General features: G+C 55.8%; 21 protein-coding genes. 12 read left to right on the top strand and 9 right to left on the bottom strand.

Annotated features, from left to right (window positions below; all coding sequences use genetic code 11):
• The first annotated feature begins 161 nt into the window (after positions 1-161).
• Positions 162-1,823 (top strand): hypothetical protein, encoded by a 1,662-nt coding sequence (locus ACTG2S_RS18290; protein ID WP_421299492.1) that lies wholly within the window; start codon positions 162-164, stop codon positions 1,821-1,823.
• A 117-nt stretch (positions 1,824-1,940) separates the two neighbouring features.
• Here ACTG2S_RS18290 and ACTG2S_RS18295 read toward each other — a convergent pair whose 3' ends face one another.
• Entirely contained in the window at positions 1,941-2,354 is a 414-nt protein-coding gene (locus tag ACTG2S_RS18295; protein WP_439983067.1) for a CBS domain-containing protein, read from the bottom strand.
• Between the two features lie 154 nt (positions 2,355-2,508).
• On the opposite strand from ACTG2S_RS18295, the gene ACTG2S_RS18300 reads away from it, so the two are divergent.
• The 5 genes from ACTG2S_RS18300 to ACTG2S_RS18320 all read left to right on the top strand — a co-directional run bounded on the left by ACTG2S_RS18300 (position 2,509) and on the right by ACTG2S_RS18320 (position 9,696).
• Positions 2,509-4,419 carry an ABC transporter ATP-binding protein gene (locus ACTG2S_RS18300; protein WP_439983069.1) on the top strand — a complete coding sequence of 637 codons (1,911 nt, stop codon included), beginning with the start codon at positions 2,509-2,511 and terminating at the stop codon, positions 4,417-4,419.
• A complete protein-coding gene (locus ACTG2S_RS18305; RefSeq protein WP_005343337.1) occupies positions 4,412-4,873 on the top strand; it encodes a DUF2390 domain-containing protein in 462 nt (153 codons plus the stop codon). Before ACTG2S_RS18300 ends, ACTG2S_RS18305 begins: the two co-directional genes overlap by 8 nt.
• Entirely contained in the window at positions 4,867-5,721 is an 855-nt protein-coding gene (locus ACTG2S_RS18310; protein ID WP_439983070.1) for a 23S rRNA (adenine(2030)-N(6))-methyltransferase RlmJ, read from the top strand. Before ACTG2S_RS18305 ends, ACTG2S_RS18310 begins: the two co-directional genes overlap by 7 nt.
• A gap of 711 nt (positions 5,722-6,432) precedes the next feature.
• Positions 6,433-7,062, top strand: coding sequence for a hypothetical protein (locus ACTG2S_RS18315; RefSeq protein ID WP_439983071.1), 630 nt, complete (start codon positions 6,433-6,435; stop codon positions 7,060-7,062).
• A 150-nt stretch (positions 7,063-7,212) separates the two neighbouring features.
• Complete coding sequence (locus ACTG2S_RS18320; protein WP_439983072.1) at positions 7,213-9,696, top strand: hypothetical protein; 2,484 nt, start codon at positions 7,213-7,215, stop codon at positions 9,694-9,696.
• 262 nt (positions 9,697-9,958) lie between these two features.
• On the opposite strand, the gene ACTG2S_RS18325 is transcribed toward ACTG2S_RS18320, so the two are convergent.
• Together ACTG2S_RS18325 and ACTG2S_RS18330 are read right to left on the bottom strand one after the other, a co-directional pair.
• Positions 9,959-10,165: a hypothetical protein gene (locus tag ACTG2S_RS18325; RefSeq protein ID WP_201995637.1), complete on the bottom strand. Its 207-nt coding sequence runs from the start codon at positions 10,163-10,165 to the stop codon at positions 9,959-9,961.
• Between the two features lie 205 nt (positions 10,166-10,370).
• Positions 10,371-10,577, bottom strand: coding sequence for a hypothetical protein (locus ACTG2S_RS18330; RefSeq protein WP_110303509.1), 207 nt, complete (start codon positions 10,575-10,577; stop codon positions 10,371-10,373).
• Positions 10,578-10,768: 191 nt separating this feature from the next.
• Here ACTG2S_RS18330 and ACTG2S_RS18335 point away from each other — a divergent pair, with 191 nt between their 5' ends.
• Positions 10,769-11,134 carry a DUF2061 domain-containing protein gene (locus tag ACTG2S_RS18335; RefSeq protein WP_042084552.1) on the top strand — a complete coding sequence of 122 codons (366 nt, stop codon included), beginning with the start codon at positions 10,769-10,771 and terminating at the stop codon, positions 11,132-11,134.
• Positions 11,135-11,265: 131 nt separating this feature from the next.
• Here the strand turns inward: ACTG2S_RS18335 and ACTG2S_RS18340 are convergent, their stop codons facing one another.
• Positions 11,266-11,646 (bottom strand): hypothetical protein, encoded by a 381-nt coding sequence (locus ACTG2S_RS18340; RefSeq protein ID WP_005335561.1) that lies wholly within the window; start codon positions 11,644-11,646, stop codon positions 11,266-11,268.
• Between the two features lie 293 nt (positions 11,647-11,939).
• Here ACTG2S_RS18340 and ACTG2S_RS18345 point away from each other — a divergent pair, with 293 nt between their 5' ends.
• Positions 11,940-12,536 (top strand): MliC family protein, encoded by a 597-nt coding sequence (locus tag ACTG2S_RS18345; protein WP_047439463.1) that lies wholly within the window; start codon positions 11,940-11,942, stop codon positions 12,534-12,536.
• Positions 12,537-12,574: 38 nt separating this feature from the next.
• Here ACTG2S_RS18345 and ACTG2S_RS18350 read toward each other — a convergent pair whose 3' ends face one another.
• On the bottom strand, positions 12,575-13,750 hold the full coding sequence (locus ACTG2S_RS18350; RefSeq protein WP_439983074.1) for an aspartyl protease family protein: 1,176 nt from the start codon (positions 13,748-13,750) through the stop codon (positions 12,575-12,577).
• A 545-nt stretch (positions 13,751-14,295) separates the two neighbouring features.
• Between ACTG2S_RS18350 and ACTG2S_RS18355 the strand changes: the two genes are divergently transcribed.
• From ACTG2S_RS18355 to ACTG2S_RS18370, 4 genes are all read left to right on the top strand, one after another.
• Complete coding sequence (locus ACTG2S_RS18355; RefSeq protein WP_439983076.1) at positions 14,296-14,937, top strand: hypothetical protein; 642 nt, start codon at positions 14,296-14,298, stop codon at positions 14,935-14,937.
• A 138-nt stretch (positions 14,938-15,075) separates the two neighbouring features.
• The gene (locus tag ACTG2S_RS18360; RefSeq protein WP_439983077.1) at positions 15,076-15,588 is read left to right on the top strand and encodes a GIY-YIG nuclease family protein; all 513 of its coding nucleotides are present in this window, start codon (positions 15,076-15,078) and stop codon (positions 15,586-15,588) included.
• 139 nt (positions 15,589-15,727) lie between these two features.
• Complete coding sequence (locus ACTG2S_RS18365; RefSeq protein WP_439983079.1) at positions 15,728-16,300, top strand: hypothetical protein; 573 nt, start codon at positions 15,728-15,730, stop codon at positions 16,298-16,300.
• A gap of 200 nt (positions 16,301-16,500) precedes the next feature.
• Positions 16,501-16,986, top strand: a complete 486-nt coding sequence (locus ACTG2S_RS18370) for a GNAT family N-acetyltransferase (RefSeq protein WP_439983081.1) — start codon at positions 16,501-16,503, stop codon at positions 16,984-16,986.
• 123 nt (positions 16,987-17,109) lie between these two features.
• On the opposite strand, the gene eno is transcribed toward ACTG2S_RS18370, so the two are convergent.
• The 4 genes from eno to relA all read right to left on the bottom strand — a co-directional run bounded on the left by eno (position 17,110) and on the right by relA (position 23,364).
• Positions 17,110-18,411 carry a phosphopyruvate hydratase gene (eno, locus tag ACTG2S_RS18375; protein ID WP_005335583.1) on the bottom strand — a complete coding sequence of 434 codons (1,302 nt, stop codon included), beginning with the start codon at positions 18,409-18,411 and terminating at the stop codon, positions 17,110-17,112.
• Positions 18,412-18,500: 89 nt separating this feature from the next.
• A complete protein-coding gene (pyrG, locus tag ACTG2S_RS18380) occupies positions 18,501-20,138 on the bottom strand; it encodes a glutamine hydrolyzing CTP synthase (RefSeq protein WP_005335584.1) in 1,638 nt (545 codons plus the stop codon).
• 141 nt (positions 20,139-20,279) lie between these two features.
• The gene (mazG, locus tag ACTG2S_RS18385) at positions 20,280-21,077 is read right to left on the bottom strand and encodes a nucleoside triphosphate pyrophosphohydrolase (RefSeq protein ID WP_274160866.1); all 798 of its coding nucleotides are present in this window, start codon (positions 21,075-21,077) and stop codon (positions 20,280-20,282) included.
• Positions 21,078-21,150: 73 nt separating this feature from the next.
• Entirely contained in the window at positions 21,151-23,364 is a 2,214-nt protein-coding gene (gene relA / locus ACTG2S_RS18390) for a GTP diphosphokinase (protein ID WP_005335588.1), read from the bottom strand.
• Positions 23,365-23,390: the final 26 nt, after the last annotated feature.

Here is a 23,390-nt window from a genome sequence, read left to right on the forward strand (position 1 = left end):
CCACCCTGAGAGGAGGCATAACCGATTGAAATAACAGCCCATAGTGCGCCCTCCAGCACACTGCTGACTACTGTCAGCTTTTCACTCAGCGAGTGCTGTGCCTATGTTCCTCTTGGGTCTACCATAATCAACCTAATGGTTTGCTCACAGGAAGTACCTGCATGACGATACTGCTGCTCGAAGAGGATCCCCTGCTCCGTAGCGCCATCACCCGGGAACTGACCGAACAGGGGGTGCCCGCCGATCGGATCCACTACCACAGCCATCCAAACCACGAGCGCAGTGGCCTGCTGGCCCTGCTGCAACAGCACGCCTACGACGCCATCATCTGTCAGCAGGACAAACAGCAGGATCTTGACGGAGCCCGGCTGCTGCACGAAGCGCACTATCTCGGCCTGCTGCAACCCGGTTGCGTATTGCTGCTGCTCGATGCCGATCAGAGCGAGCAGGAGTTTCTCCCCTCGGATCTCTACTTCTCCCTCTATCTGCCCCTCCCCTTCATGACCCAGCAGCTCACCGCGGTGCTCGGCCAGCTGGTGAAGTTAAGCAACCTGACCCGCACGCTGGCCGCCCCCATTCTGCTGCGGGAGTGGCAACTGGCTACCGCCCTCTGTGAAGACCTGCTGTTTCAACGGGAGAATCGCTCGCTGACCCCCTGGCTGGATCGGCTCAAGGGCTATCTGCTGCTGCAATCAGCCGAGCGGATCACCGCCGCCCAGCACTATGCCCTCTGTGCCAACGAGTATCAGGCGAGCTGGCCAAGGGCCGGGCTCTTCTACGCCATGCTGGGGCTCGGCAAATTGCAAAGCGCCCGGACCGACTTGCAGCGCCATCAGGCCAGCGTCTCGATGGCCACCCGGCTGGAGCTGCAACTCGCCAGCCAGCTGCACCAGCATCACTGGCTGGCGGCCTGGGAGACCATGGGAGAGCTGCTGCAGATCCGCCCCCATCAGCCGCGCTGGCATCAGCTGGCGATGTTGCTCGGGCTGGTGCTGCAGGATGAGGAGAAGGTGCTGGAGCAGGCCAACAGCCTGACCCTGCGCCATTTCAGCGAGCAGCGCGTCCGGCTCGCCATCGACAGCTTCATGCTCAATGCCAGTCTGGCGGTGCTGTGGCACGCCCCTTCCAGCAACCGGATCCGCTCCCTGCAACAGGAGTGGGAGCACCTCAAGCGCACCGTCCACCTGCAACCCCACGAATATGAGCTGCTGCAAGCGTTGATGCTGGGGCTGGATTACCGCTTCGACGAGGCGCTGATCCTGATTGCCCACCACCAGCCAGATGAGGGGAGCGACAACCACCTCACCCTGCTGCTCGGCTTTGCGGTCAGCCAGTTCTGCGGTTTGCCCCACCACGCCCAGCGCTACCTGACCCAGCTGACCCAATACCGCGTCAGGGTTGCGCCCCACCCGCTCACCCGCCAGCTGTTCCACCATCTGGTGGCCGAGCTGGGCCAGCGTCTGACGGCGAGAGAACAACGGCTGAGCGAACTGCGCCAGCTGCGCCACAAGGCGATGCAGGCCAGCCAATATCAGACAGCCCTGCAAGCGGGCTTGCAGCTGCTGGAGGAGTTCCCCGCCCTGCCGGGCGATGCCTGGCAACTGCTGGAGCTGCTGCAACACTGCTGGCCTGCGGGTATGGCCGCACCCAGGGTGGCGCTGCTGGTCGATACCCTGGAGCGGCGCCTCAAGCACAGCCCCGCGTTTCTCGATCAGCATGCCCAGCAGTACCAGCGCACCCTGCAGGAGATCCGCACCCATCTTCAGCCGCACCTCTCCGGCAGCGGCCCCTCCTGTCTTGTCGCAGGGCAGCCCGAGCCATGATGATGCAAGCGGCGTGCAAACCGGCATTGTCGGCAAAGCCAATATAGAGAGAGGGGAGCCTTGGCTCCCCTCTCTCTATATTGGTTCTCTGTCAGCTGATGGCGATGAGCGTTGGGCTCAAACCAGCGCATCACTCTCCAGCGCCGCCTTGAGAAAATCCTTCCAGCTGATGATGCCGACCAGGGCGCCATTCTCCAGCACTGGCAGGCAGGAGACCCCCTTCTCCAGCATCAGCTTGACGCCGTCGCGCACGGTGAGATGGGGAGCGATGGTGACGAGCTGACGACTCATGATCTGGTGGGCCCGCTTGTTGAGGGTTTCGGTATCGCGGCTCATCTCGGCTTCGGAGTCGAGATAGGGGCTGATGGCACGGAACAGATCCCGATCCGAGATGACCCCCACCAGATCCCCCTCCTCCAGTACCAGCAGGTGGCGAAAGTGAGCCTGCTCGAAGATATCCTTGATGACACTGAGTCGATCATCCATTGAAACGGTGGCGACCCGGGTCGTCATAATATCCCTGATATGCATGCTAACCTCCCGTTACCAAACTGGTTTCTCTGTTATGGCATGTTTTTGCAGCGCCAGCCAGTGGCCAGCCCTTCGCTACAGTGCAAATCAGCGTCATTTCACGTAAGATCCGCGCCAGTTTTTCTCCTCCATTTTGAGCAAGCAGATCCCACCCATGATAGTTGCCAGTCAAATCGAACTGATCCGCGGCGGCCGCAAGCTGCTGGACAACGCCTCCGCCACCATTCACCCCGGCCACAAAGTGGGTCTGGTGGGCAAAAACGGCTGTGGCAAGTCCACCTTTTTTGCACTGGTACGGGGCGAGCTGGCCATCGACAGCGGCACCTTCAGCCTGCCCGCTGGCTGGCAGATTGCGGGCGTGGCGCAGGAGACTCCGGCGCTCGATTGCTCCGCCCTCGACTACGTGATCGACGGCGACAAGGAGTTCCGCTCGCTGGAAGCCCAGCTGGCGCAAGCCGAGAAGGATGACAATGGGCTGCTGGTGGCCGAGCTGCACGGTCGCCTCGATACCATAGGCGCCTACAGCATTCGCGCCCGCGCCGCCGAACTGTTGCACGGCCTCGGTTTCAGCGATGAGCAGTTGAGCTCGCCGGTGCGCAGCTTCTCCGGTGGCTGGCGCATGCGCCTGAACCTCGCCCAGGCGCTGCTCTGCCGCTCCGATCTGCTGCTGCTGGATGAACCGACCAACCACCTGGATCTCGATGCGGTGATCTGGCTGGAGAAGTGGCTCAAGGGCTATCAGGGCACGTTGGTGCTCATCTCTCACGACCGTGATTTCCTCGATTCGGTCATCAGCCGCATCATCCATATCGAGAACGGCAAGCTCAACGAATACACCGGCGGCTACTCCGACTTCGAACTGCAGCGCGCCGAACATCTGGCCCAGCAGCAGTCCATGTACGAGAAACAGCAGCGGGAGATGTCCCACATGCAGGCGTATGTGGACCGCTTCCGCTACAAGGCTTCCAAGGCCCGTCAGGCCCAGAGCCGCCTGAAAGCGATGGAGCGGATGGAGAAGATCCTGCCCGCCCACGCAGACTCCGAATTCAGCTTCGAGTTTCGCGAGCCGTCGGCCCTGCCGACCCCGCTCATCGCCATGGAGAACCTCTCTGCCGGTTACGGCGACAAGGTGATCCTGGAGAAGATCAAACTCAATCTGGTACCGGGTTCGCGCATCGGTCTGCTCGGTCGCAACGGCGCCGGTAAATCGACCTTTATCAAGATGCTGTCGGGCTCCAACCCGCCGCTGTCGGGCAAACTCGAAGTGAGCGCCGGGGTGAGCATCGGCTACTTCGCCCAGCATCAGCTGGAGACCCTGCGTCTCGATGATTCCCCGCTCGATCATCTGGCCCGCCTCGCTCCGGACAAGACCGAGCAGGAGCTGCGCAACTATCTAGGCAGCTTCGGTTTTCACGGTGACAAGGCGCTCGACAAGGTGGCGCCCTTCTCCGGCGGCGAAAAAGCGCGGCTGGTGCTGGCGCTGATCACCTGGCAAAAGCCCAACCTCTTGCTGCTCGATGAACCGACCAACCACCTGGATCTGGAGATGCGCCACGCCCTCACCATGGCGCTGCAAGGCTTCGAAGGGGCCATGGTAGTGGTCTCCCACGACCGTCACCTGCTGCGCACCACCACCGACGACTTCTATCTGGTACACGGTGGCCGGGTCGAGCCGTTCGACGGCGATCTGGACGACTACCACAAGTGGCTCGGCGAGCAGGAGAAAGAGGCCAACGCCAAACCGGCCGATGGCCCCGTCTCTGCCAACTCGGCGGTGGCGCGCAAGGATCAGAAACGGCGCGAAGCGGAGTTCCGCCAGCAAACCCGTCCCCTGCGCCAGAAGCTGGAAAAGCTCGAAGCGAGCATGGAGAAGCTGCAAGGCAAGCTTGGCGACATCGAGAGCCAGCTGGCCGACCCCGCCATCTACGAAGAGAGCGCTAAAACCAAGCTCTCCGAGCTGCTCAAATCCCAGGGCCCCCTCAAGGAGCAGCTGGAAGAGGTGGAGCTGGAGTGGATGAGCCTCTCCGAAGAGCTGGAAACCATGGAGCAAGCCTTCTTTGCGTGACGAACAGCTGATGGCTAGCGAGCGAGTCGCGGTCCACGAATTGCCGACGCCGATCGGCTTCTGGCACTGGAGCGGCAAGGTCTATGGTGAGCGCAGCCAGGATTGGCTCACCGTGCAGGAGCAGGGGGGCAACGTCAATCTGGCGCTGCTGCTGCACCGGCTCGATCAGCTCGGCATCGTGGTCGATCTCACCGACCTGCAACCGGCGCTGGTGCAGACCGAGGCGGTGCTGACCCCGTGGCGCGCCCTGCGCCAGAGCGCCAAGACGCGACTCGACGAGCAGCAGTATCAGTCGATGCTGGCCCACGAGCTGGAGCTGGAGCGGCTGCAACAGGGCGTCCTGTTGCAGACCCTGCGCAGCCTCTCCCTGTTTCGCGGCAACAGCCGCAATTTGTTGAACTATCTATCGTTACTGGGTGCCCAGCAGGGCCCCCTCAGAGATCTAATATGCTGAGTTATCGCCACGCCTATCACGCCGGCAACCATGCCGACGTGCTGAAACACGCCGTTCAGGCCCTGATCATCGAGTCCCTCAAGAAGAAGGAGAAACCCTTCATCGTGCTGGACACCCATGCCGGTGGCGGTCTCTACGACCTGCGCGGCGACTGGTCCCAGAAGAAGGCCGAGTATGCCGACGGCATCGGCCGCCTGTGGGACGAGCGGGCCCAATGGTCTGCCATGGCCCCCTATCTGGGTGTTATCGAGGAGATGAATCAGAACGGCGAGTTGCACTACTACCCCGGCTCGCCGGAGCTCTCTCGCCGCCTCGCCCGCGAGCAGGACAAGCTGGCGCTGATGGAGCTGCACAACAACGAGGTCGAAGATCTGCGCGCCAATATGGGTTACGACCCTCGCGTGGCCGTGCACCACCGCGACGGCTTCGAGGGGCTGATCGCCCTGCTGCCGCCGACCCCGCGCCGCGGGCTGGTGCTGATCGATCCGCCCTATGAGCTCAAGGAAGATTACTTCGCCGTGGTCGATACCCTGAAAAAGGCGCAGAAGCGCTGGGCGACCGGCATTTATGCCCTCTGGTATCCCATCCTTGGGCAAGAGGCGGACAAATCCCGCGACATGCTGCGCGCCATCAAGCGCGAAAACTTCGGCAACGTGCTGGTGGCCGAGCTGGAAGTGGCTGGTCAGACTGCCGACTGGGGCATGAACGGCTCAGGCATGCTGATCATCAGCCCGCCCTGGATGCTGGACGAGCAGATTGAAGCCTTCCTCAAACCCCTGTGCGCCAAGCTGGCGCAAGGTGCAGGCGCCCAGTACAAGGTGGAGTGGCTGAACAAGGCCGCAGAGTAGGCCCGCACCAGCTCGCTCCGGCGCCCGGTCAAGGCGCCAGCAAGTCGCTCACCCAAGCCGTTCACATTGGCGGCATGGCCAGCAAAGAGAAGCCCCGTTCAGGGGCTTCTTGTTTATTACCCACCAGCGCTTTTACCCACTAACTGTTTTCCCCACCAATGGCAGCACCCGCCCCATCTGCATACCAGATCAGTCGTTATTGACTAATTAGTCGATCTAGCTCAGAAATCGGCCATCTGGTCCTTTCCCTCCGCCTGCCCACCGCTAATATACCCGATTGGCAACACACTCCTCGTTGGAGCCACCCCATGAGCCATGCCAGCTACACCCCGTTGATTAAACGCAGCAGACTGGAGGCTGAAATTCAGGGGCGGTAGCCATGCCGGATGGAATGGGTAAGCGAACGTTGCCCACGACCACCCAGTCAACATAGTGACGGCCTTATGTTTATTTCTGACCTGCTCATGCAGGCGTGCTTTGGCGGCGCTTGCCAAGAGTGCGCTGAGAACTGATTTTTCATACAGTAGTAACGGTGGCGTAAAAAGAGGAAGTCAAGCGAATACACCTATTACGAAAAGTAAGCTGGTAACATTATGATGTAATGATGCTTTTAACTCGACGGCGGTGAAGATGTTACGGAGTTATATGAAATTCTCTGCTAACGGATTAATGCCGCCTTCCATCTAATCACTGTTATGCGAAAGGATACATATGTCAGACAAATTAACGAACAATGAGAAAAGAGATCTTGTGCTTCAAGCAGGAATGCAGCTGGTACCATATGTTGGCGGACCGATGGCATCTCTTTATTTTGGAACAAAGCAAGAAAAACGCTTTAAACGTCTAGAGTCTTTCTATCAAGAGTTAGCGCAAGAAGTTGAGCGAATGCGAGATTCTGTTCAGACAATGGAAAAGCAAGACCCCATTGCACTAGAAGCAATAATGGAATCTTTACATGAAAAGGTTGAGGTTGAGCCAACTCACGAAAAGCGTCAGTTTTTCAAAAATTACTTCAAAAACACTCTAAAAAGCCCTATTACTAATAACTATGATGAGCGAAAGTATTTTCTTGATTCTTTAGGAGATATGTCTCTTCTAGAGTGCGAAATATTGGCATTTATTAAAACGCAACCTCAACAAACTCAAGTAGGTGCCATTCATAAGCCTGGAGTTGACCAATATGCAATAGTCGGAGCAATAGGTCGCTTAAAATCCAGAGGCTTTTTAGTTGCAGCGCAAGGTTCATTTTCTATAGGTGGTGGTGCAGATAACTCTCTACAAGAATTGGTCACAATTTCACCATATGGCCAACGCTTTTGCTCATTCTGCTTAATCGCATAACAAATTGCTGCACACGGATAAATTACTCGCTGCGCTCCTAATTTCCCGGTGAGCAAAGCGTTATGTGCACGTAGGATGATGATTAAAACTTCTATCTTGAAGTGCAACCAGAATAATTAATGGTTTTATTTTTTACGATTTGGGGGAAAGATGCTGCATCTCTTGTTAGGGTTGGTCGTGCTGGTTGTCGGCATTGTCTTGTTGAAAAAACTGTTCAAATTCATAGTGGTAGTTGCCGGCGGCGTACTGGGTATGGTCGCTGCGGTGTTCATGGGGCCTGCCGCCTTGCTGGCGATTCTGCTGGAAAAGTTCGCCAACGCCCTGCGACTCAAGCTGGTTATGCCTTACCTGATGCTGAGTGGTTTCAGCCTGCTGGTTGGCTGGGTCTACCTGGAAGGGCGTTACTACGGGCTGCAGGATTCGGGCTTTGGCTACTACCGCAACCTGATCACGCTGTCGCTGGCGCTGGCGGTCATCGGTGCGGTGTTCAAGACCCGCGGGCTCAATGCAATCAACGCCAATCAGATCCTGCTGCTCAAGAAAGAGCGGCAAGGCTGGGCGCTGTTCCATGCCGCCCTGTTGCTGACCCTGTGCGCCATCATCTCACCCTGGATTGCCGCCGCGATCGAGCCACTGAACGGCCTGCAAGCTTGGCTGGGCGGTGCTTACTGGGTGGCTGCCTTGCTGGTACAACTGTACGCCCTGATGGACAGCCACGAACGCCGAACCTTCTGCACCCAGGCGTTTGCCGCACTGTCCGAAACCGAGCAACTCAACGCCCGGGAACACTGTAAAACGCTGGCCGATGAGCATCACTTGGATCAGGCCGATGCCGAGGCGCTGTATCAGGGCTGCATCGTCCTGCTGGTCGAGCGGGGCGTGCTGCACGAGTACGAGATTCTGTCTGACCCCTGGGTCTTCAAGGCCGAGTGGGACGCGCACAACCGCCGGCGTATCGAACATATGATCAACCCATCGGCCCGCCAGGATCTGGATGCCGTGGTACAACTGATCGGCCAGACCTACCGCCTGAATCAAGAACAGGCCCGGGATTTTCTCGAATTCAGCGCAGGGCTGGGCGTGATCTACGGCATTGGCACCGACGCCTTCTTCGTTCCGCTGAAACAGATCGACAACATCAGGGTATGCACCTCCTGCGGGCACGCCGAAGAGGGCCACGTGCCTGAGCAGGGTGAATGGTTCTGCTCCAGCACCTGCCGCGAAACCGAAAACCTGTGCCTGGAAATCAAAGACAAGCCCTATAAGGACTTTCTCGACAGCGCCGCCACCAGTGGTTTTGTGCTGATGGCCGGTGGCGCGGCGCTGGATGCCAACCACAAATTGTTCGCCACCGGCGGCCAGGGCCACGGCTTTGCCGCTGAAAACGCCAACCATCGGATCGACAAGCTGATGATGAAAAAGGCGGAACTTGTTGGCGGCGACAATGCCAAGAACGGCGCAGACCGCCTGGTCGATGGCGCCAGCCTGCAAACCAAATACTGCCAAACCGCCGCACGTAGCGTTGGGGCCGGGTTCGACGGGCAGAATGGCAGCTACAAATACCTGGACGCCCAGGGCAAGCCCATGCAGATCGAGGTGCCCAAGGACCAGTACGAACTAGCCGTGGAAACCATGAAAAACAAGATCAAGGACGGCAAGGTCCCGGGCGTCAGCGACCCCGAGCAGGCCAAAGACTTGGTGGTCAAAGGGCATCTGACCTACGACCAGGCCAAGAACATCACCAAGTTCGGTACCCTTGAATCGGTCACCTATGACATCGCCGAAGGGGCGATTGTTGGCGCGGTGGCCGGCGGCATCAGCTTTGCCCTGAGCGCCTGCGTCTACTACGCCTCCACTGGTGACAAGAAGCAGGCACTCAAGGTCGCCGCCATCCAGGGCGGCAAAACCTTCGGCAAAAGCCTGACCGTGTACGTTGGCGCCCAACAGCTCAACCGGGTCGCCGTGGTGCAGAAGGTGCTGAGCAAGATCGACGTCTCAGCGCTGTCGCACAGCAAACGCAGCCTGCTGCAAAAAGGCTTTGGCGTCAGCTCCAAGAACAGCCTCAACAAAGCCCTGCGCGGCACCGTGATCACCTCCATCGTGCTGATCGCCGTCACTACCGGCCCGGATATGGTCAAGATGGTCCGCGGCCGAATCTCCAAGGCCCAGTTCATCAAGAACCTCGCGGTGGTGTCGTCCGGCATTGCCGGTGGCACCATCGGCTCAATTGCCGGCGGCATCGTATTCAGCCCATTTGGCCCAGTCTCTGCCATGCTCGGCCGCACCGCAGGCGGCATCATCGGTGGGGTGATTTCCTCGGTCATTACCAACAAGATCGCCGGCAAGCTCATGGAAGAAGACCGCGTGCGGATGCTCAAGCTGGTACAGCGCCAGCTCGAATATCTGGCTGTAAGCTTTATGCTGACCAAGGACGAACTACAAAACTTGAACAATAACCTGGATGAAATCCTACAGCCTAAAACCCTGGAAATCATCCACGCGGCTAAATCTGAACAACGGGCTATGGCCAACTTCATCCTAAAACCGGTTGTGGTCAGCGTGGTCAAGCAGCGACCAGCTTTGCAGTATGATGGACATGAGATTTTCTTGGTGTGTGAAGAAATTGTTGCGTAACCGCTAAGGAATAAGCACATAACAAATCAATGAACTTCGCGCCTTCGGCGCCGGACGTAGCAAAGCTGCGCCAAACAAATCTAAACAAATCTGGGACACCCACCTTTTTGAGCAAGGCGTAGCATACCCCGAACCCAAAAGATGGGTGTCCAAGGTCTTCTCCCGCCCCTACGGCGCTCACCGAGTTAAAAAGCAAAAGCCCCATCACGGGGCTTTTGCTATTGGTGCGGCCGGTGTGTGCAGCAGCCTGAACCAGCACGCCCTATGAGCGGGCGGGCAGATCCTGTTTCAGCGCAACCAGCAACAGGGCCAGCGGGCCAAAGGGCGGAAACAGACAGAGTAGGGAGCAGATAAGGGTGACCAGCGCCGGATGCTCGCTCTTGCGGCGCGCCAGTCGCCAGGCGATGACGCCGACGATGACCATCAGCAACGCAATGAACTGGCCAAGCAGGGTGGCATTGATATTCATGAAAGATCCTTTTTCATGGGCAAGTGTGAAAAATCTGGGACACCCACCTTTTTGAGCAAGGCGTTGCATAGCCCTAACCCAAAAGATGAACCCAAAAGATGGGTGTCCAAGGTCTTCTGCTCACCGAGTTAAAAAGCAAAAGCCCCATCACGGGGCTTTTTCTATTGGTGCAGCCGGTGTGTGCGGCAGCCTGAACCAGCCCGCCCTATGAGCGGACGGGCAGATCCTGTTTCAGCGCCACCAGCAACAGGGCCAGCAGGCCAAAGGGCGGAAACAGACAGAGCAGGGAGCAGATAAGGGTGATCAGCGCCGGATGCTCGCTCTTGCTGCGCGCCAGTCGCCAGGCGATGAGGCCGACAATGACCATTAGCAACGCAATGAACTGGCCAAGCAGGGTGGCATTGATATTCATGAAAGATCCTTTTTCATGGGCAAGTGTGAAGAACCTGTACTTTATCGCCTTGGTTGCGATTGGCAACCGCTGAAGCGCACCGGCCACTCGCCCGTTGATAGGTTCTCTCTATTCTGGCAGTAGATGAGAATAGTTTTCATTTAATCTCATTTCGGCGGATACTCTCACCATCAACCAAGGGAGCCGCCATCATGAAAAAGACCATCAGCTTTGCCATCCTGCACTTCGGTGTCGCCTTTACCGTGGCCTACCTGCTGACCGGTGAGCTGCTGACCGCCAGCCTGATCGCCCTGATCGAGCCTGCCGTCAACACGGTCGCCTTCTACTTTCATGACCTTGGCTGGCACAAGCTCAAGCCAAATCACAGCCTGCAGGCCAAGACCAGCAGCTTCGCGGTGGTCCATTTCTCGGTGGCCTTCGGGGTTGCCTTCCTGCTGAGCGGCGAGCTGCTCACCGGCGGCGTGATGGCGATGATCGAACCGGCTATCAACACCGTGGTGTTCTTCTTCCACGAGCGGCTGTGGCGCGCCCGCAGTCAGCAACTGGCGCTGGCCTGATCGACCGGGTAACCCGCCTCCCCCTTTATCGCGGCAACAAAAAACCCGACATTCCGGCCAGGAGTGTCGGGTTTTTCACATCAGCAAAGATCTGTATCTGGATGCATCATCCGATGCCCCATCCATAACGATCAGGCTTTCTTGCAGATGGGGTCAACGATAAAGGCATTCTGATCAAACTTCTGCCAGGCGCCGGTGCCGACCCCATCGACCACCAGAATGGAGACCACGCCGAAATCGACAAAGATCCCGAGCAGAGTAGTGGCATCGAACGACTTGGAGACCGGCACTGTCACCGAGTAGCAATCAGCACGCTTGACCGTGATGGTGTAATTCTCTTTCTTCTTGAACGAGGTGATCACATTGCCGTGGCCCAGCAACATATCGTTGACGTAGATCTCCGCATCGGGATCCTGACTGCGAATGGAAACCTGCTGACTTGTGCCGTTAAACATGGCCGCACAACCGGACAGCATGATGGCCAGCAAGGCCCCCGTCATCAACCTGAACATAGCTAACCTTCTTGTTATTAAGAAAAGGCCACAAATCTAGCACGCCTTTCGAACAGGAGTGAAAGTACAATGCTGCTGGCCTGTCTGAATGCTCAAAATAGCGACCTCTCCTGACCAGTTTTCAAACAAGCCAGCCTCATCCAGCAACAGTTTCCTTCCCCACTGGAGTACCGCGGCAAAACCGGTCGCCAGCACATGCTGCAGAGCAAAATGCGCTCGGCTCCCCTGCTGCATTGCCCTGTAGAGTGTGCTGTAGTAGGCAGATATGCCCTCCTCATTGCTGGAATCTATCGATGAACAAGACCTTGCTTGCCACCCTGCTGTTTGCCCCTCTGCTGGCCAGTGCCGCAACCCCCTCCTTTGACTGCACCAAAGCCTCCGGGTCGGTCGAAACCCTGATCTGCAAGGATGCCGGACTGGCCGCCCTCGATAACGAACTGGCGGCCCTCTACCCCAAGGCGATTGCAGCGCTCTCTCCCGAACAGCTCAAGACAGAGCGCGCCATGCAGCGCGGCTGGATCAAGGGTCGCAACGACTGCTGGAAGGGACAGGATCTGCGCCAGTGTGTGGAAGATAACTACCTGCTGCGGATCACCGAACTGCAGATCAGCGGCGGCCAGCTGATGGTGCCGGCACCGGTCAACTACCAGTGCGGCAAGAGCGTCACACTCTCTACCTACTTCTATAACGATGCCAAGCTGCCCGCCGCAGTGATCAACCTGAGCGAGGGCGACAAGCAGCAACAAGTGCTCGCCTATGAAGCCCCCAGCGCCAGCGGCGCCCGTTATGAAGGGCAAAACCTCACCTTCTTCACCAAGGGGGACGACGCCACGCTGGAGCGTTACGGCCAGCCAACCCTCACCTGCATGGAAAATCCGACCAAGGGCTGAGGCTCATAGGGGCGGCTCGTCTTGCCGCCCCACCTTGACTAGATGGCGATATCCAGCGGTTTTCCTTCCCGCACAATCCGCAACTTGAGCGACCCCGGCTTGCTGGTGCTGAGCAGTTCACGCACCTTGTCGATCTCGAGGGGACGATAAGCCACCCCGTTGATCTGCTCCAGAATGTCGCCGTTGGCCAGACCATAGGGGGCAAGATCCCGTTCATCGCTGTAGTAGACCTGCAGATGCTCGCCATCAAAGCGCACCCCGATATTGCGCAGGATTGGCGGCACTTTGCGCGCCAGGCTGTCGGCATCGTAGCAGAGCATCATCCGCCCGGGCATGATCGCAAAGCGATTGAAGCGGTTAACAAAATCCAGCCCCAGACCATACTGCTCATTGCTGTTTTCCGACACGCGCAGTTCACCGAGCTGGCGCTCATCAAAGTGCAGGCCGGTGAGGATATGTTCACGCCCCTCCACCATACCGCTGGCGTCCACCCCTTTGCGTGGCATCGCATCTTCGCCAGAGATCGCCTTCTGGCTCGCCATAAAGTCGATAAAGGCATGGTCGGCATAGCTCTGATCGGCCCCGGTATCCAGATACATGCGCACGCTGCTCTCGCCGTGGGTCAGATACACGGCCGGGGAGCGGTTGTAGCTGTCTTCATAGCCGATGCAACGCTCGAACGTGGCTGCCGACGGTGCCGTCAGCGAAGCCGTGAGCTGATGCCTGTCTCGATCAAACACCCAGTTGAAACGGCGGATGGTGTCGATCCCGAGGATGCCATCGATACGGCTGCCAAGAGACTGGGAGAAAAGATCGAAATCAACGGTTGCCCACAAATCGCTGTCATCAATGGTGACCGACCCCACCGAGAAGGGTTGCGGCTCAACAAAGCCAAGCTGCTCGCTGCCCAGTTGGCTCGAAACGCTGTTCACACTGGCAAAATCAGCCTGATAGGCCCTGGGCAATTCGCTTAAGGTCAGCGCCTTGAAGCGGCTGGCCAGACGACGATCGATAAAGGTGATACTGGCCCCGGTATCGAGCAAAAACTGATACTGCTCACCTGCGATGGTGACGGGGATCAGGGGGGCGCTTTCGTAATGCACTGTCAGCACCGGACCGGGTGCATTGCGCTTGGCGGATGAATCCGGGGCTGTGCAGCCTTGGACGACGAACAGGGCCAACATGGCCAGCGCCACTTTGAACTGCGACTTCATAACTCTCCTTCCCGATAGCAGATGCCCCCGCAACGCCACCACATAATGCTATCTTGTTGATTTATAGATAAATAAGCTATTTCGGCGGGGGAGGCGGACAATAACAAAGAGTTTTATGCTGGTTCAAGCCGGATATGACCATGAATATTCTATGGAGATAGTTCAAGAATGGTTGTTCACGCTATCTCGGCGCGTCATCAATCGTGGGCGATATTTGATTAATTTATTGATCTTGAACAGAAATTCTCAATATTGAGTTTTCTATCCACAGCGCCATGGTTAATATTGCCATTTGGCAACACTTGCCTCGTCGGAGTCTCCCATGAGCCATGCCAACCCCATCCCGTTGGTGAACCGCAGCAGACTGGAGGCTGAAATTCAGGGGCGGTAGCCATGCCAGTGCTTGCCATGGTCAACATCACACGGCTTTTCTACACAGCCGCAATGGTTGTTTAAAAAGAAAAAGTCACGCGAATACGTCCAGTTTTATAGTAATGAAGATAAAACTATTATTTTAAACATGTCGGTAAAGTGGTTAGGTATTTATGAAATCAAGAGACTTAAAAACAATTTATGACGTTATTGTCACTGAGTACACGATGACGCATATCGGTGAAGGTCGGTTTTTGCACACATTTAAACCAAAAACGACTAATACTGTGTATCAGTTCGAGGCAAATGGAGTCGCCGAAATGGAAGAAGGCGAAAGATATAATATCGGCTTCCGCGAGGATAAAGATGGCCGTAAGATCATCGATCTGTCATGTATTTCAAAGTCAGACAGTGTAAACCCCATGTTATCCTATATGTATGCAAAAAAGTTTTCTCAAGATAGACACATAGTTAACAAACAAAAAAACGATGAAAGGGTCAGACATAAAGCCACTGATGGTTATTACTGGGGTAAGAAATATGCGTGGCGCGAGTTTGGCCTTGTCATTTCAAAAGATGCTTTTTATGCATACCTGAAGCAAATTGATCATCCTAAAGTTCCGTGCATAACGGCAAATCCAGATATGTTTTTTAGTAACGAGCCTTCTACAGCATACAAGGAAGAAGGGTTGGAAGAAGCTATGGAGCTGTTAATTACGACCGCTGAGAAAAAAACCAAGGCTCTATACCTATCACCTCATTACAGCAAACGCTTCTCTATTCGAGGCATTGAAGCTATTACGGACAAAAAATAAAATTAAAAACTGTTTAAGAGTGATTCGCAACGCGTGGCATTTTACCATGCGTTGCTTTTAGTGTTTAAGGTGGTATACAGTGGCATCGGTTTTGCGCTGATCACCCCTTCACAGAGTGTTAAATGCCAGGAGTAAAGATTGAGCCGTTGGTATAGTTCAATTCATTTCACAAAGGCGCATTTTCTAGAGATCGCAGCTCTGTTTGATTATTCGCAAGCAACAGAGAATGAGTTGAGCTTTGCGTACAAAAAATATAATAACTATTTGAAATATGACGATGCACCAAGATACTTATATATTATCCGCTGCGGAAGAAGTAAGTACTATAAAATTGGTGTTACAAACGATCTTGAAAAACGCCTTGCCACTCACCAGACAGGGTGTCCATATGAACTTAAGCTTATTTGCTACTTCGAAGCAGATTTAGATGACTACTTGGGCAAAGAAATTTCCTACTTAGAAAGCTTTTTGCACAACAACTATGCTGAGTTTCGTGTTAGAGGTGAGTGGTTTGAACTAAATTATGGACACTTATCAGATATAGCAATGTTCTTAGAACTAGATCGTGAGCTAGCATTCAGAGTTTGTTCTGCACCAGAGTTCGCTTGCTACTACAACAGGCAGAATAATTGGGGCGATGTTGATGACTAGCATTTAACTATTTTTAATAGAAATTCGCAATGCGTGGCACTTTCACCATTTATTTAATTTATCGATTAATGTGGTATTCGGCTAGTTCTATAATACGTCGTCCCCATTAATAGTGAATCAAATATTTTTTGGAGTATCGATGTTCAATTTTTTAGTTGGTTGTGTCATAGGCTTCTTTGTTGGCTTCGTATCATTCGTATTGTTTCTTGTTAACGATACTAAATTTGATATGTCGGTGGTAACAAATTTGATCATCGCTGCGGCGACAGTGATGGCGACTATCATCCACTTCAGCTCTATTCGGCAACAAAGGAAAGATAGGCTTTGGGATATTAATAAACCAATCTTACTTGGATTAAGTGAATCTCTATCTGCGGTAATAAAAGCTTCAGAGTACTATCTTCAGAATGAATACGCACGTCAGCATCTAGACGATCCCCCAAATCCGAATGACCAGCCTGAACATAACGTTTATAGGGAATTTGATAAAAAGCGGGAATATGCGCTGCAAGTGTACAAAGAACTTATGGACAAAGAGTTAACTGATGCATTGGAAAAAGCAAAAAAGACTAACGAAAAAATAGTTCGAGACGTCGTTGAATATGGTATCGATAACATTTCAGCATACGAACAATCAATTTCTGCAAATGAAAATCTACAGAGAAAACTTAGTTTTTTTATTGCAAAAATGTCGGGATCCAATGATATATAACAAATTGCTAAATTGTTATTTAGCAGACGTTGGATTTTACTATGTAGAGATTTTAGCCCGTAGGTTCGATTAGCGAAGCGTAATCGGACATTCGCGAAAACAATATTTCTTGATAGTACCAGTTGTCTTTGAGACCGACTTTTATACGGTCACTTTATCCACCTGTAGCTTTGCTTGCGTAACACCCTCCAAGGAGATAAATGAAGGCTGACTTAACCGGCACTCGGATTGTACTGCGCACCATTGGCCCGCAGGATGCCGCCGATCTGTTCGAGATTTATGGCAATCCACTGACCATGGAGTTTGCCTCTGATCCCTGCTTTACCTCTCCCGCCATGGTGGCGCAGATGATGGCGAGCGTGGTGCGGCTGGAACAAACCGGTGAGTCGCTGGAGTGGGCGATTGTCGAGCGGGAGGGCAATAAGGTGATCGGCACCTGCGGCCTGCACAGTTTCAGCGAGGCGGGTCGCTGCTGCGAGGTGGGTTGCCTGCTTAATACGGCCTATTGGCGCAGAGGGTTTATGTCGGAAGCGCTGGGATTGCTGTTCGCCTACGCCAACACACTGGGAGTCACCCGCCTCACCGCAGATATCGATGCAGATAACGTCCGCTCTATCGCCCTGTTTGAAAAGCTGGGCTTCAAGGCGCATGCAGGGCGCTATCAGCGCACGCTCCCCTTTATCTGACCCGAGACCAGAGGCACAACCCCCTCGCCTCTCAGGCCGTTTTGGCAATGTTCAGGCATAAAAAAACCGGAACCCAAGGGTTCCGGTTTTTTTCATTCCAGCCGAGGCTGGCAAACCAGCAAATTAAGCCTGGTTTTTAACTTCTTTCAGACCGCGGAAAGGAGCTTTGGCACCCAGAGCTTCTTCGATACGGATCAGCTGGTTGTACTTGGCAACACGGTCAGAACGGCTCATGGAACCGGTCTTGATCTGGCCAGCAGCGGTACCAACAGCCAGGTCGGCGATGGTCGCGTCTTCGGTCTCACCGGAGCGGTGGGAGATGACGGCAGTGTAGCCAGCGTCTTTGGCCATCTTGATGGCAGCCAGAGTTTCGGTCAGGGAACCGATCTGGTTGAACTTGATCAGGATGGAGTTGGCGATGCCGTTGTCGATACCGCGCTTCAGGATCTTGGTGTTGGTTACGAACAGGTCGTCACCCACGATCTGGATTTTCTTGCCCAGTTCAGCAGTCTGGTAGGCGAAGCCTTCCCAGTCAGATTCGTCCAGGCCATCTTCGATGGAGACGATCGGGAACTTGGTGGTCAGGTCAGCCAGGAAGTCGGAGAAACCGTTGGAGGTGAAGACACGACCTTCGCCTTTCAGGTTGTACTCTTTCTTCTCTGCGTCGTAGAACTCGGAAGCAGCGCAGTCCATAGCCAGGGTGATGTCGGTGCCCAGTTTGTAACCGGCAGCGGCAACGGCTTCAGCGATAACTTCCAGCGCTTCGGCGTTGGATTTCAGGTTCGGAGCGAAACCACCTTCGTCACCAACTGCAGTGTTGTAGCCCTTGGACTTCAGCACTTTGGCCAGGTTGTGGAACACTTCTGCGCCCATGCGAACGGCTTCTTTCAGGGTCTTGGCGCCAACCGGCTGGATCATGAACTCCTGGATGTCGACGTTGTTGTCGGCGTGCTCACCACCGTTGATGATGTTCATCATCGGCAGCGGCATGGAGTAAACACCCGGGGTGCCGTTCAGCTCGGCGATGTGGGCGTACAGCGGCATGCCTTTGGCAGCAGCGGCAGCTTTGGCGTTAGCCAGGGAAACAGCCAGGATGGCGTTGGCGCCGAACTTGGATTTGTTCTCGGTACCGTCGAGGTCGATCATGATCTGGTCGACAGTGGCCTGGTCCTTGGCATCTTTACCCAGCAGAGCTTGAGCGATCGGGCCGTTTACGGCTTCGATGGCTTTCAGCACGCCTTTACCCAGGAAACGGCTCTTGTCGCCGTCACGCAGTTCCAGCGCTTCGCGGGAACCGGTGGACGCGCCAGACGGAGCGGCTGCCATACCAACAAAACCACCTTCCAGGTGAACTTCGGCCTCAACGGTCGGGTTACCACGGGAGTCGATGATTTCACGACCGATCACTTTAACGATCTTGGACATGTGTATTTCCTCAGGTTTCGTAAAAAAACAACAAAAATATGCCAAAAAAAGCGGCTGTGGCACAGTGCCCCAACCGCATTTATTTTCAATTACTTCAAATTACGCTTCTGATACTCGCCTGCCGCCTTCACAAAACCGGCGAACAGAGCGTGGCCATCACGAGGAGTAGAGGTGAACTCCGGGTGGAACTGCGCAGCCACGAACCAGGGGTGATCCGGGATCTCGATGATTTCCACCAACTTCTTGTCGGCGGAGAGACCGGTCACTTTCAGACCTGCCGCTTCAATCTGCGGCAGCAGCTTGTTGTTGACTTCGTAACGGTGACGGTGACGCTCGTAAATGGTCGGGCTGCCGTACATCTGACGCACCTTGGAATCTTCGACCAGGTGGCAGAGCTGGGAACCCAGACGCATGGTACCGCCCAAATCGGACTTCTCGGTACGGGTCTCGACGTTGCCCTCTTCATCCACCCACTCGGTGATGAGGCCGACGACCGGGTACGCGCAATCTTTCTTGAATTCGGAGGAGTGAGCCCCTTCCATGCCCGCCACGTTGCGAGCGAATTCGATCATGGCAACCTGCATGCCGAGGCAGATACCCAGGTAGGGGATCTTGTTCTCGCGGGCATACTGGGCAGCCAGAATTTTGCCTTCCACACCGCGCTCACCGAAGCCACCCGGCACCAGGATCGCGTCCAGACCTTCCAGCAGCTCGGCGCCACGGGTCTCGATATCCTGAGAGTCGATGTACTTGATGTTGACAGAGTGACGGGTCTTGAGACCACCGTGCTTGAGCGCCTCGTTGACGGACTTGTAAGCGTCCGGCAGGGAGACGTACTTGCCGACCATACCGATGGTCACTTCACCAGTCGGATTGGCCTCTTCGTAGATAACCTGTTCCCACTCGGACAAATCAGCTTCTTTGCACTCCAGACCGAAACGCTCGGTGAAGTAGGAGTCCAGGTTCTGGGACTTGAGCAGTGCCGGGATCTTGTAGATGGAGTCGACGTCTTTCATGGAGATGACGGCGCGCTCGGGCACGTTGCAGAACAGGGCGATCTTGGCGCGCTCGTTGGCCGGAATGGCACGGTCAGAGCGGCAGATCAGCACATCCGGCTGGATACCGATGGAGAGCAGCTCTTTGACGGAGTGCTGGGTCGGCTTGGTCTTCACTTCACCGGCAGCAGCCAGGTAAGGAACCAGCGTCAGGTGCATGAACATGGCATTGTTGCGGCCCACTTCGGCAGCCAGCTGACGAATGGCTTCGAGGAACGGCAGGGACTCGATGTCACCTACGGTACCGCCCACTTCGACGATGGCAACCTGATGGCCTTCGGCACCGGCAATCACCCGCTCCTTGATGGCGTTGGTGATGTGCGGGATAACCTGAATGGTGGCGCCCAGATAGTCACCACGACGCTCTTTACGCAGTACGTCGGCGTAGATACGGCCGGTGGTAAAGTTGTTGCGACGGGTCATCTTGGTGCGGATGAAACGCTCGTAGTGGCCCAAATCCAGATCGGTTTCGGCCCCGTCCTCGGTTACGAACACTTCACCATGCTGGGTCGGGCTCATGGTGCCCGGATCCACGTTGATGTACGGGTCCAGTTTCATGATGGTCACATCCAGACCACGGGCTTCCAGAATGGCTGCCAGAGAAGCTGCGGCAATGCCTTTGCCGAGGGATGAAACAACGCCACCAGTAACAAAAATATATTTGGTCGTCATGCTGAACCTGAAAGAAGTTTAGGGAATTTTAAGGGGTGCTTCGGGGATGAAGCAGGACGGGGAAACAGTATACCAAAAACCCCTCTCCCAAACAATGAGCAAAAATCTATCAGGCTCACCGCCCCCCCATCTTGCGCCAAATCAACTTTGCTCGGTTTCCTTCGCCTTATCCCAGGCGGCATCGAGCTTTGCGAGGGTGCAATCGGTCATTTTCAAGCCTTCTGCGGCGATTATCTGCTCAACCTGACGAAAACGACGTTCGAACTTTGCGTTGGCACCTCGCAGTACCTGCTCCGGATCCTTGCCCAGATGACGCACCAGATTGACGGTGGCGAACAAGAGATCGCCGAGCTCGTCGCTCACCCTCGCCTCGTCCACATCGGCCATCAATGCCTCTTCCATCACCTCGTCGATCTCTTCGTGGATCTTGTCCACCACAGGCCCCAGCGTCTTCCAGTCAAAACCGACGGTGGCGCAGCGTTTCTGAATTTTGGCGGCGCGGGTCAGGGCAGGCAGCGCCTGCGGGATGTCATCCAGCACGCTCTCTTTGTCGAGGGCCGCCCGCTCCTTGGCTTTTTCCGCCTCCCAGTTCGCTTTTACCGCCTGCTCGTTGGAGAGGTCTGCATCGGAAAAAACGTGGGGGTGACGACGAATGAGCTTCTCGCTCACCGTATCGACGATATTGGCAAAGTCGAACAAGCCCCGCTCCTTACCCAGCTGGGCGTAAAACACCACCTGAAACAGCAGGTCCCCCAACTCCCCTTTCAGCCCCTGCCAATCTTCGGTCTCGATGGCATCGGCCACCTCGTAGGCCTCCTCCAGGGTGTGCGGCACTATGCTCTGGAAGTCTTGTTTCAGATCCCAGGGGCAGCCGTTTTGCGGATCACGCAAACGAGCCATGATGTCGAGCAGTTGAGGCAGATCGTAACGTTGGGACATGGGATATTCGCTTTCAATTCGTTCAAAAAGGGTCGTAAATACAGACCGGCCACTGGGGCCGGTCGGTTCGCTATCAAAGCCGCTTGGCGCTAATTACGTCATTGAGCTGACTGAGCTTGGCCAACGCCCGGTTGAAGGCGTTGATGTTGTAAATCTCCAGCTCCATGTCGATCTCGGCGGTCTGCTCGCGCACGTTGGAGCGTGAGCGCACCCCCATCACATTGATCTTCTCGTTGGCCAGCACGGTGGTGATGTCCCGCAGCAGGCCGGAGCGATCGTTGGAGATGATCCGGATGGTGAGGCCATAGCCGCCGGAGTAGTTCTCCCCCCACACCGCATCGATCAGCCGCTCCGGGTTGCGCCGTGACAGCTCCTTGAGCTGCTCGCAATCTTCCCGGTGAATGGATACGCCGCGCCCCATGGTAATAAAGCCCTGAATGGAGTCCCCAGGGATCGGCTGGCAGCAGCGGGCAATATGGGTCATCAGGTTGCCGACCCCTTCCACCACGATGTGGTCTTTGGGCTTGTGGCGCATCGGCGCATTGGCCTTCTGCTCCAGCTTCTCCAGCAGGCGGCGATCTTCCTCTTCCGCCGTCGGCTTGTTGTAGCAGGTGTCGAGATAGTTGAGCACCTGGTTGATGCGGATATCGCCGCTGCCGATACCGGCCAGCAGATCGTCGGTGCTCTCCAGATTGAAGCGGCGCAGCATGTTGCCCTTGTCGATCTTGGACATGCTGAGATTGTGGCGATCCAGCTCCTTCTCGAACAGCTCGCGACCGGCCACGATATTCTTGTCCCGATCCAGTTTTCTGAACCAGGTCGCCACCTTGGCCCGCGCCCGGCTGGAGCGCAGGAAGCCGGCGTTGGGGTTCATCCAGTCGCGGCTCGGGTTCGGCTCTTTCTGGGTGATCACCTCCACCTGATCGCCGGTCTGCAGCGCATAGGTAAACGGCACGATGCGGCCATCAATCTTGGCGCCGATGCAGCGGTGGCCGATCATACTGTGGACGTGATAGGCAAAATCGAGCGGGGTGGCGCCTGCCGGCAGGTCGATGACATCCCCTTTCGGGGTGAAGACGTAGACCCTGTCCTCGAACACCTGACTGCGCAGGTCTTCGAGCAGGGAGCCGCTCTCGGAGAGATCTTCCTGCCAGGCGAGCAGCTTGCGCAGCCACTCAATCTTGTCTTCGAAGGTGTTGGCCTTGCCGCCAGCCTGTGCCCCTTCCTTGTAGCGCCAGTGCGCCGCGACGCCGAGTTCGGCATCCTGATGCATCTGGTCGGTACGGATCTGGATCTCGACAGTCTTTCCCTCCGGCCCCACCACGACGGTGTGGATCGACTGATAGCCGTTGGGTTTGGGGTTGGCGACATAGTCGTCAAACTCGCGAGGAATGTGGTGGAACTGGGTATGCACGATACCGAGCGCCGCATAGCAATCCTGCAGCCGCTTGGTCACTACCCGCACCGCGCGCACGTCGAACAACTCGTTGAATTCGAGGTGCTTCTTCTGCATCTTGCGCCAGATGCTGTAGATGTGTTTCGGCCGACCGTACACCTCGGCGTCAACTCCCGCCTCTTTCAACCCATTACGCAGGGATTGCACAAACTCGCGGATGTAGCGCTCGCGGTCGAGCCGCTTCTCGTCGAGCTGCTTGGCGATCTGTTTGTAGGTATCCGGGTGCAGGTAACGGAAGGCGAGATCTTCCAGCTCCCACTTGAGCTGGCCGATGCCCAGACGGTTGGCGAGCGGCGCATAGATATTGGTGATCTCCTGGGCCATCAGCACCCGGGTCTCTTCATCTGCCGTCTTCGCTTCCCGCAGGCAGGCGATCCGCTCCGCCAGCTTGATCACCACGGCGCGCACATCCTCGACCATGGCAAGCAACATGCGACGCACGTTGTCGACCTGCTCCGGCGAGGTTTCGCTGCGATGGAGGGTTTGCAGGGAGCGGATGGCTTCCATCTCCAGCACCCCTTCCACCAGCTTGGCAATCTTGGAGCCGAAGTCCTCGTCCATCCGCTCCTGGCTGATGAGACCGGCTTCGACGAAGGGGTAAATGATGGCCGCTTTGAGAGTGCCGATATCCATGCTGAGCATCTGCAGGATGCCCACCATTTCGATGCCACGCACCAGCAGCTTGCTGGTCAGCGCCTCGTCACCGAGCGTCAGACAATACTGGTAGACGGTTCGCAGCTGATCCTTTTCACTGTCACTCAAGGAGAGCGAGCTGACCCACTCTTCCAGGGTGAAGTTGTCTTTCAAATGAATATCGCGAACCGCAACCATGGTATCAATCCTTTAAATTATCGGGC

It is taken from the genome of Aeromonas sp. 82P (genome assembly GCF_051919365.1).
Taxonomy (GTDB): domain Bacteria; phylum Pseudomonadota; class Gammaproteobacteria; order Enterobacterales; family Aeromonadaceae; genus Aeromonas; species Aeromonas veronii.

Bases quoted from the DNA above. Each gene is read 5' to 3' on its own strand.
- ACTG2S_RS18315 (WP_439983071.1), top strand. From the start codon at position 6,433: ATGTCAGACAAATTAACGAACAATGAGAAAAGAGATCTTGTGCTTCAA.
- ACTG2S_RS18350 (WP_439983074.1), bottom strand. From the start codon at position 13,750: ATGAAGTCGCAGTTCAAAGTGGCGCTGGCCATGTTGGCCCTGTTCGTC.
- ACTG2S_RS18345 (WP_047439463.1), top strand. From the start codon at position 11,940: ATGAACAAGACCTTGCTTGCCACCCTGCTGTTTGCCCCTCTGCTGGCC.
- ACTG2S_RS18365 (WP_439983079.1), top strand. From the start codon at position 15,728: ATGTTCAATTTTTTAGTTGGTTGTGTCATAGGCTTCTTTGTTGGCTTC.
- ACTG2S_RS18310 (WP_439983070.1), top strand. From the start codon at position 4,867: ATGCTGAGTTATCGCCACGCCTATCACGCCGGCAACCATGCCGACGTG.
- eno (WP_005335583.1), bottom strand. From the start codon at position 18,411: ATGTCCAAGATCGTTAAAGTGATCGGTCGTGAAATCATCGACTCCCGT.
- ACTG2S_RS18330 (WP_110303509.1), bottom strand. From the start codon at position 10,577: ATGAATATCAATGCCACCCTGCTTGGCCAGTTCATTGCGTTGCTAATG.
- ACTG2S_RS18335 (WP_042084552.1), top strand. From the start codon at position 10,769: ATGAAAAAGACCATCAGCTTTGCCATCCTGCACTTCGGTGTCGCCTTT.
- ACTG2S_RS18370 (WP_439983081.1), top strand. From the start codon at position 16,501: ATGAAGGCTGACTTAACCGGCACTCGGATTGTACTGCGCACCATTGGC.
- relA (WP_005335588.1), bottom strand. From the start codon at position 23,364: ATGGTTGCGGTTCGCGATATTCATTTGAAAGACAACTTCACCCTGGAA.
- ACTG2S_RS18300 (WP_439983069.1), top strand. From the start codon at position 2,509: ATGATAGTTGCCAGTCAAATCGAACTGATCCGCGGCGGCCGCAAGCTG.
- ACTG2S_RS18325 (WP_201995637.1), bottom strand. From the start codon at position 10,165: ATGAATATCAATGCCACCCTGCTTGGCCAGTTCATTGCGTTGCTGATG.
- pyrG (WP_005335584.1), bottom strand. From the start codon at position 20,138: ATGACGACCAAATATATTTTTGTTACTGGTGGCGTTGTTTCATCCCTC.
- ACTG2S_RS18355 (WP_439983076.1), top strand. From the start codon at position 14,296: ATGAAATCAAGAGACTTAAAAACAATTTATGACGTTATTGTCACTGAG.
- ACTG2S_RS18320 (WP_439983072.1), top strand. From the start codon at position 7,213: ATGCTGCATCTCTTGTTAGGGTTGGTCGTGCTGGTTGTCGGCATTGTC.
- ACTG2S_RS18295 (WP_439983067.1), bottom strand. From the start codon at position 2,354: ATGCATATCAGGGATATTATGACGACCCGGGTCGCCACCGTTTCAATG.
- ACTG2S_RS18290 (WP_421299492.1), top strand. From the start codon at position 162: ATGACGATACTGCTGCTCGAAGAGGATCCCCTGCTCCGTAGCGCCATC.
- ACTG2S_RS18340 (WP_005335561.1), bottom strand. From the start codon at position 11,646: ATGTTCAGGTTGATGACGGGGGCCTTGCTGGCCATCATGCTGTCCGGT.
- mazG (WP_274160866.1), bottom strand. From the start codon at position 21,077: ATGTCCCAACGTTACGATCTGCCTCAACTGCTCGACATCATGGCTCGT.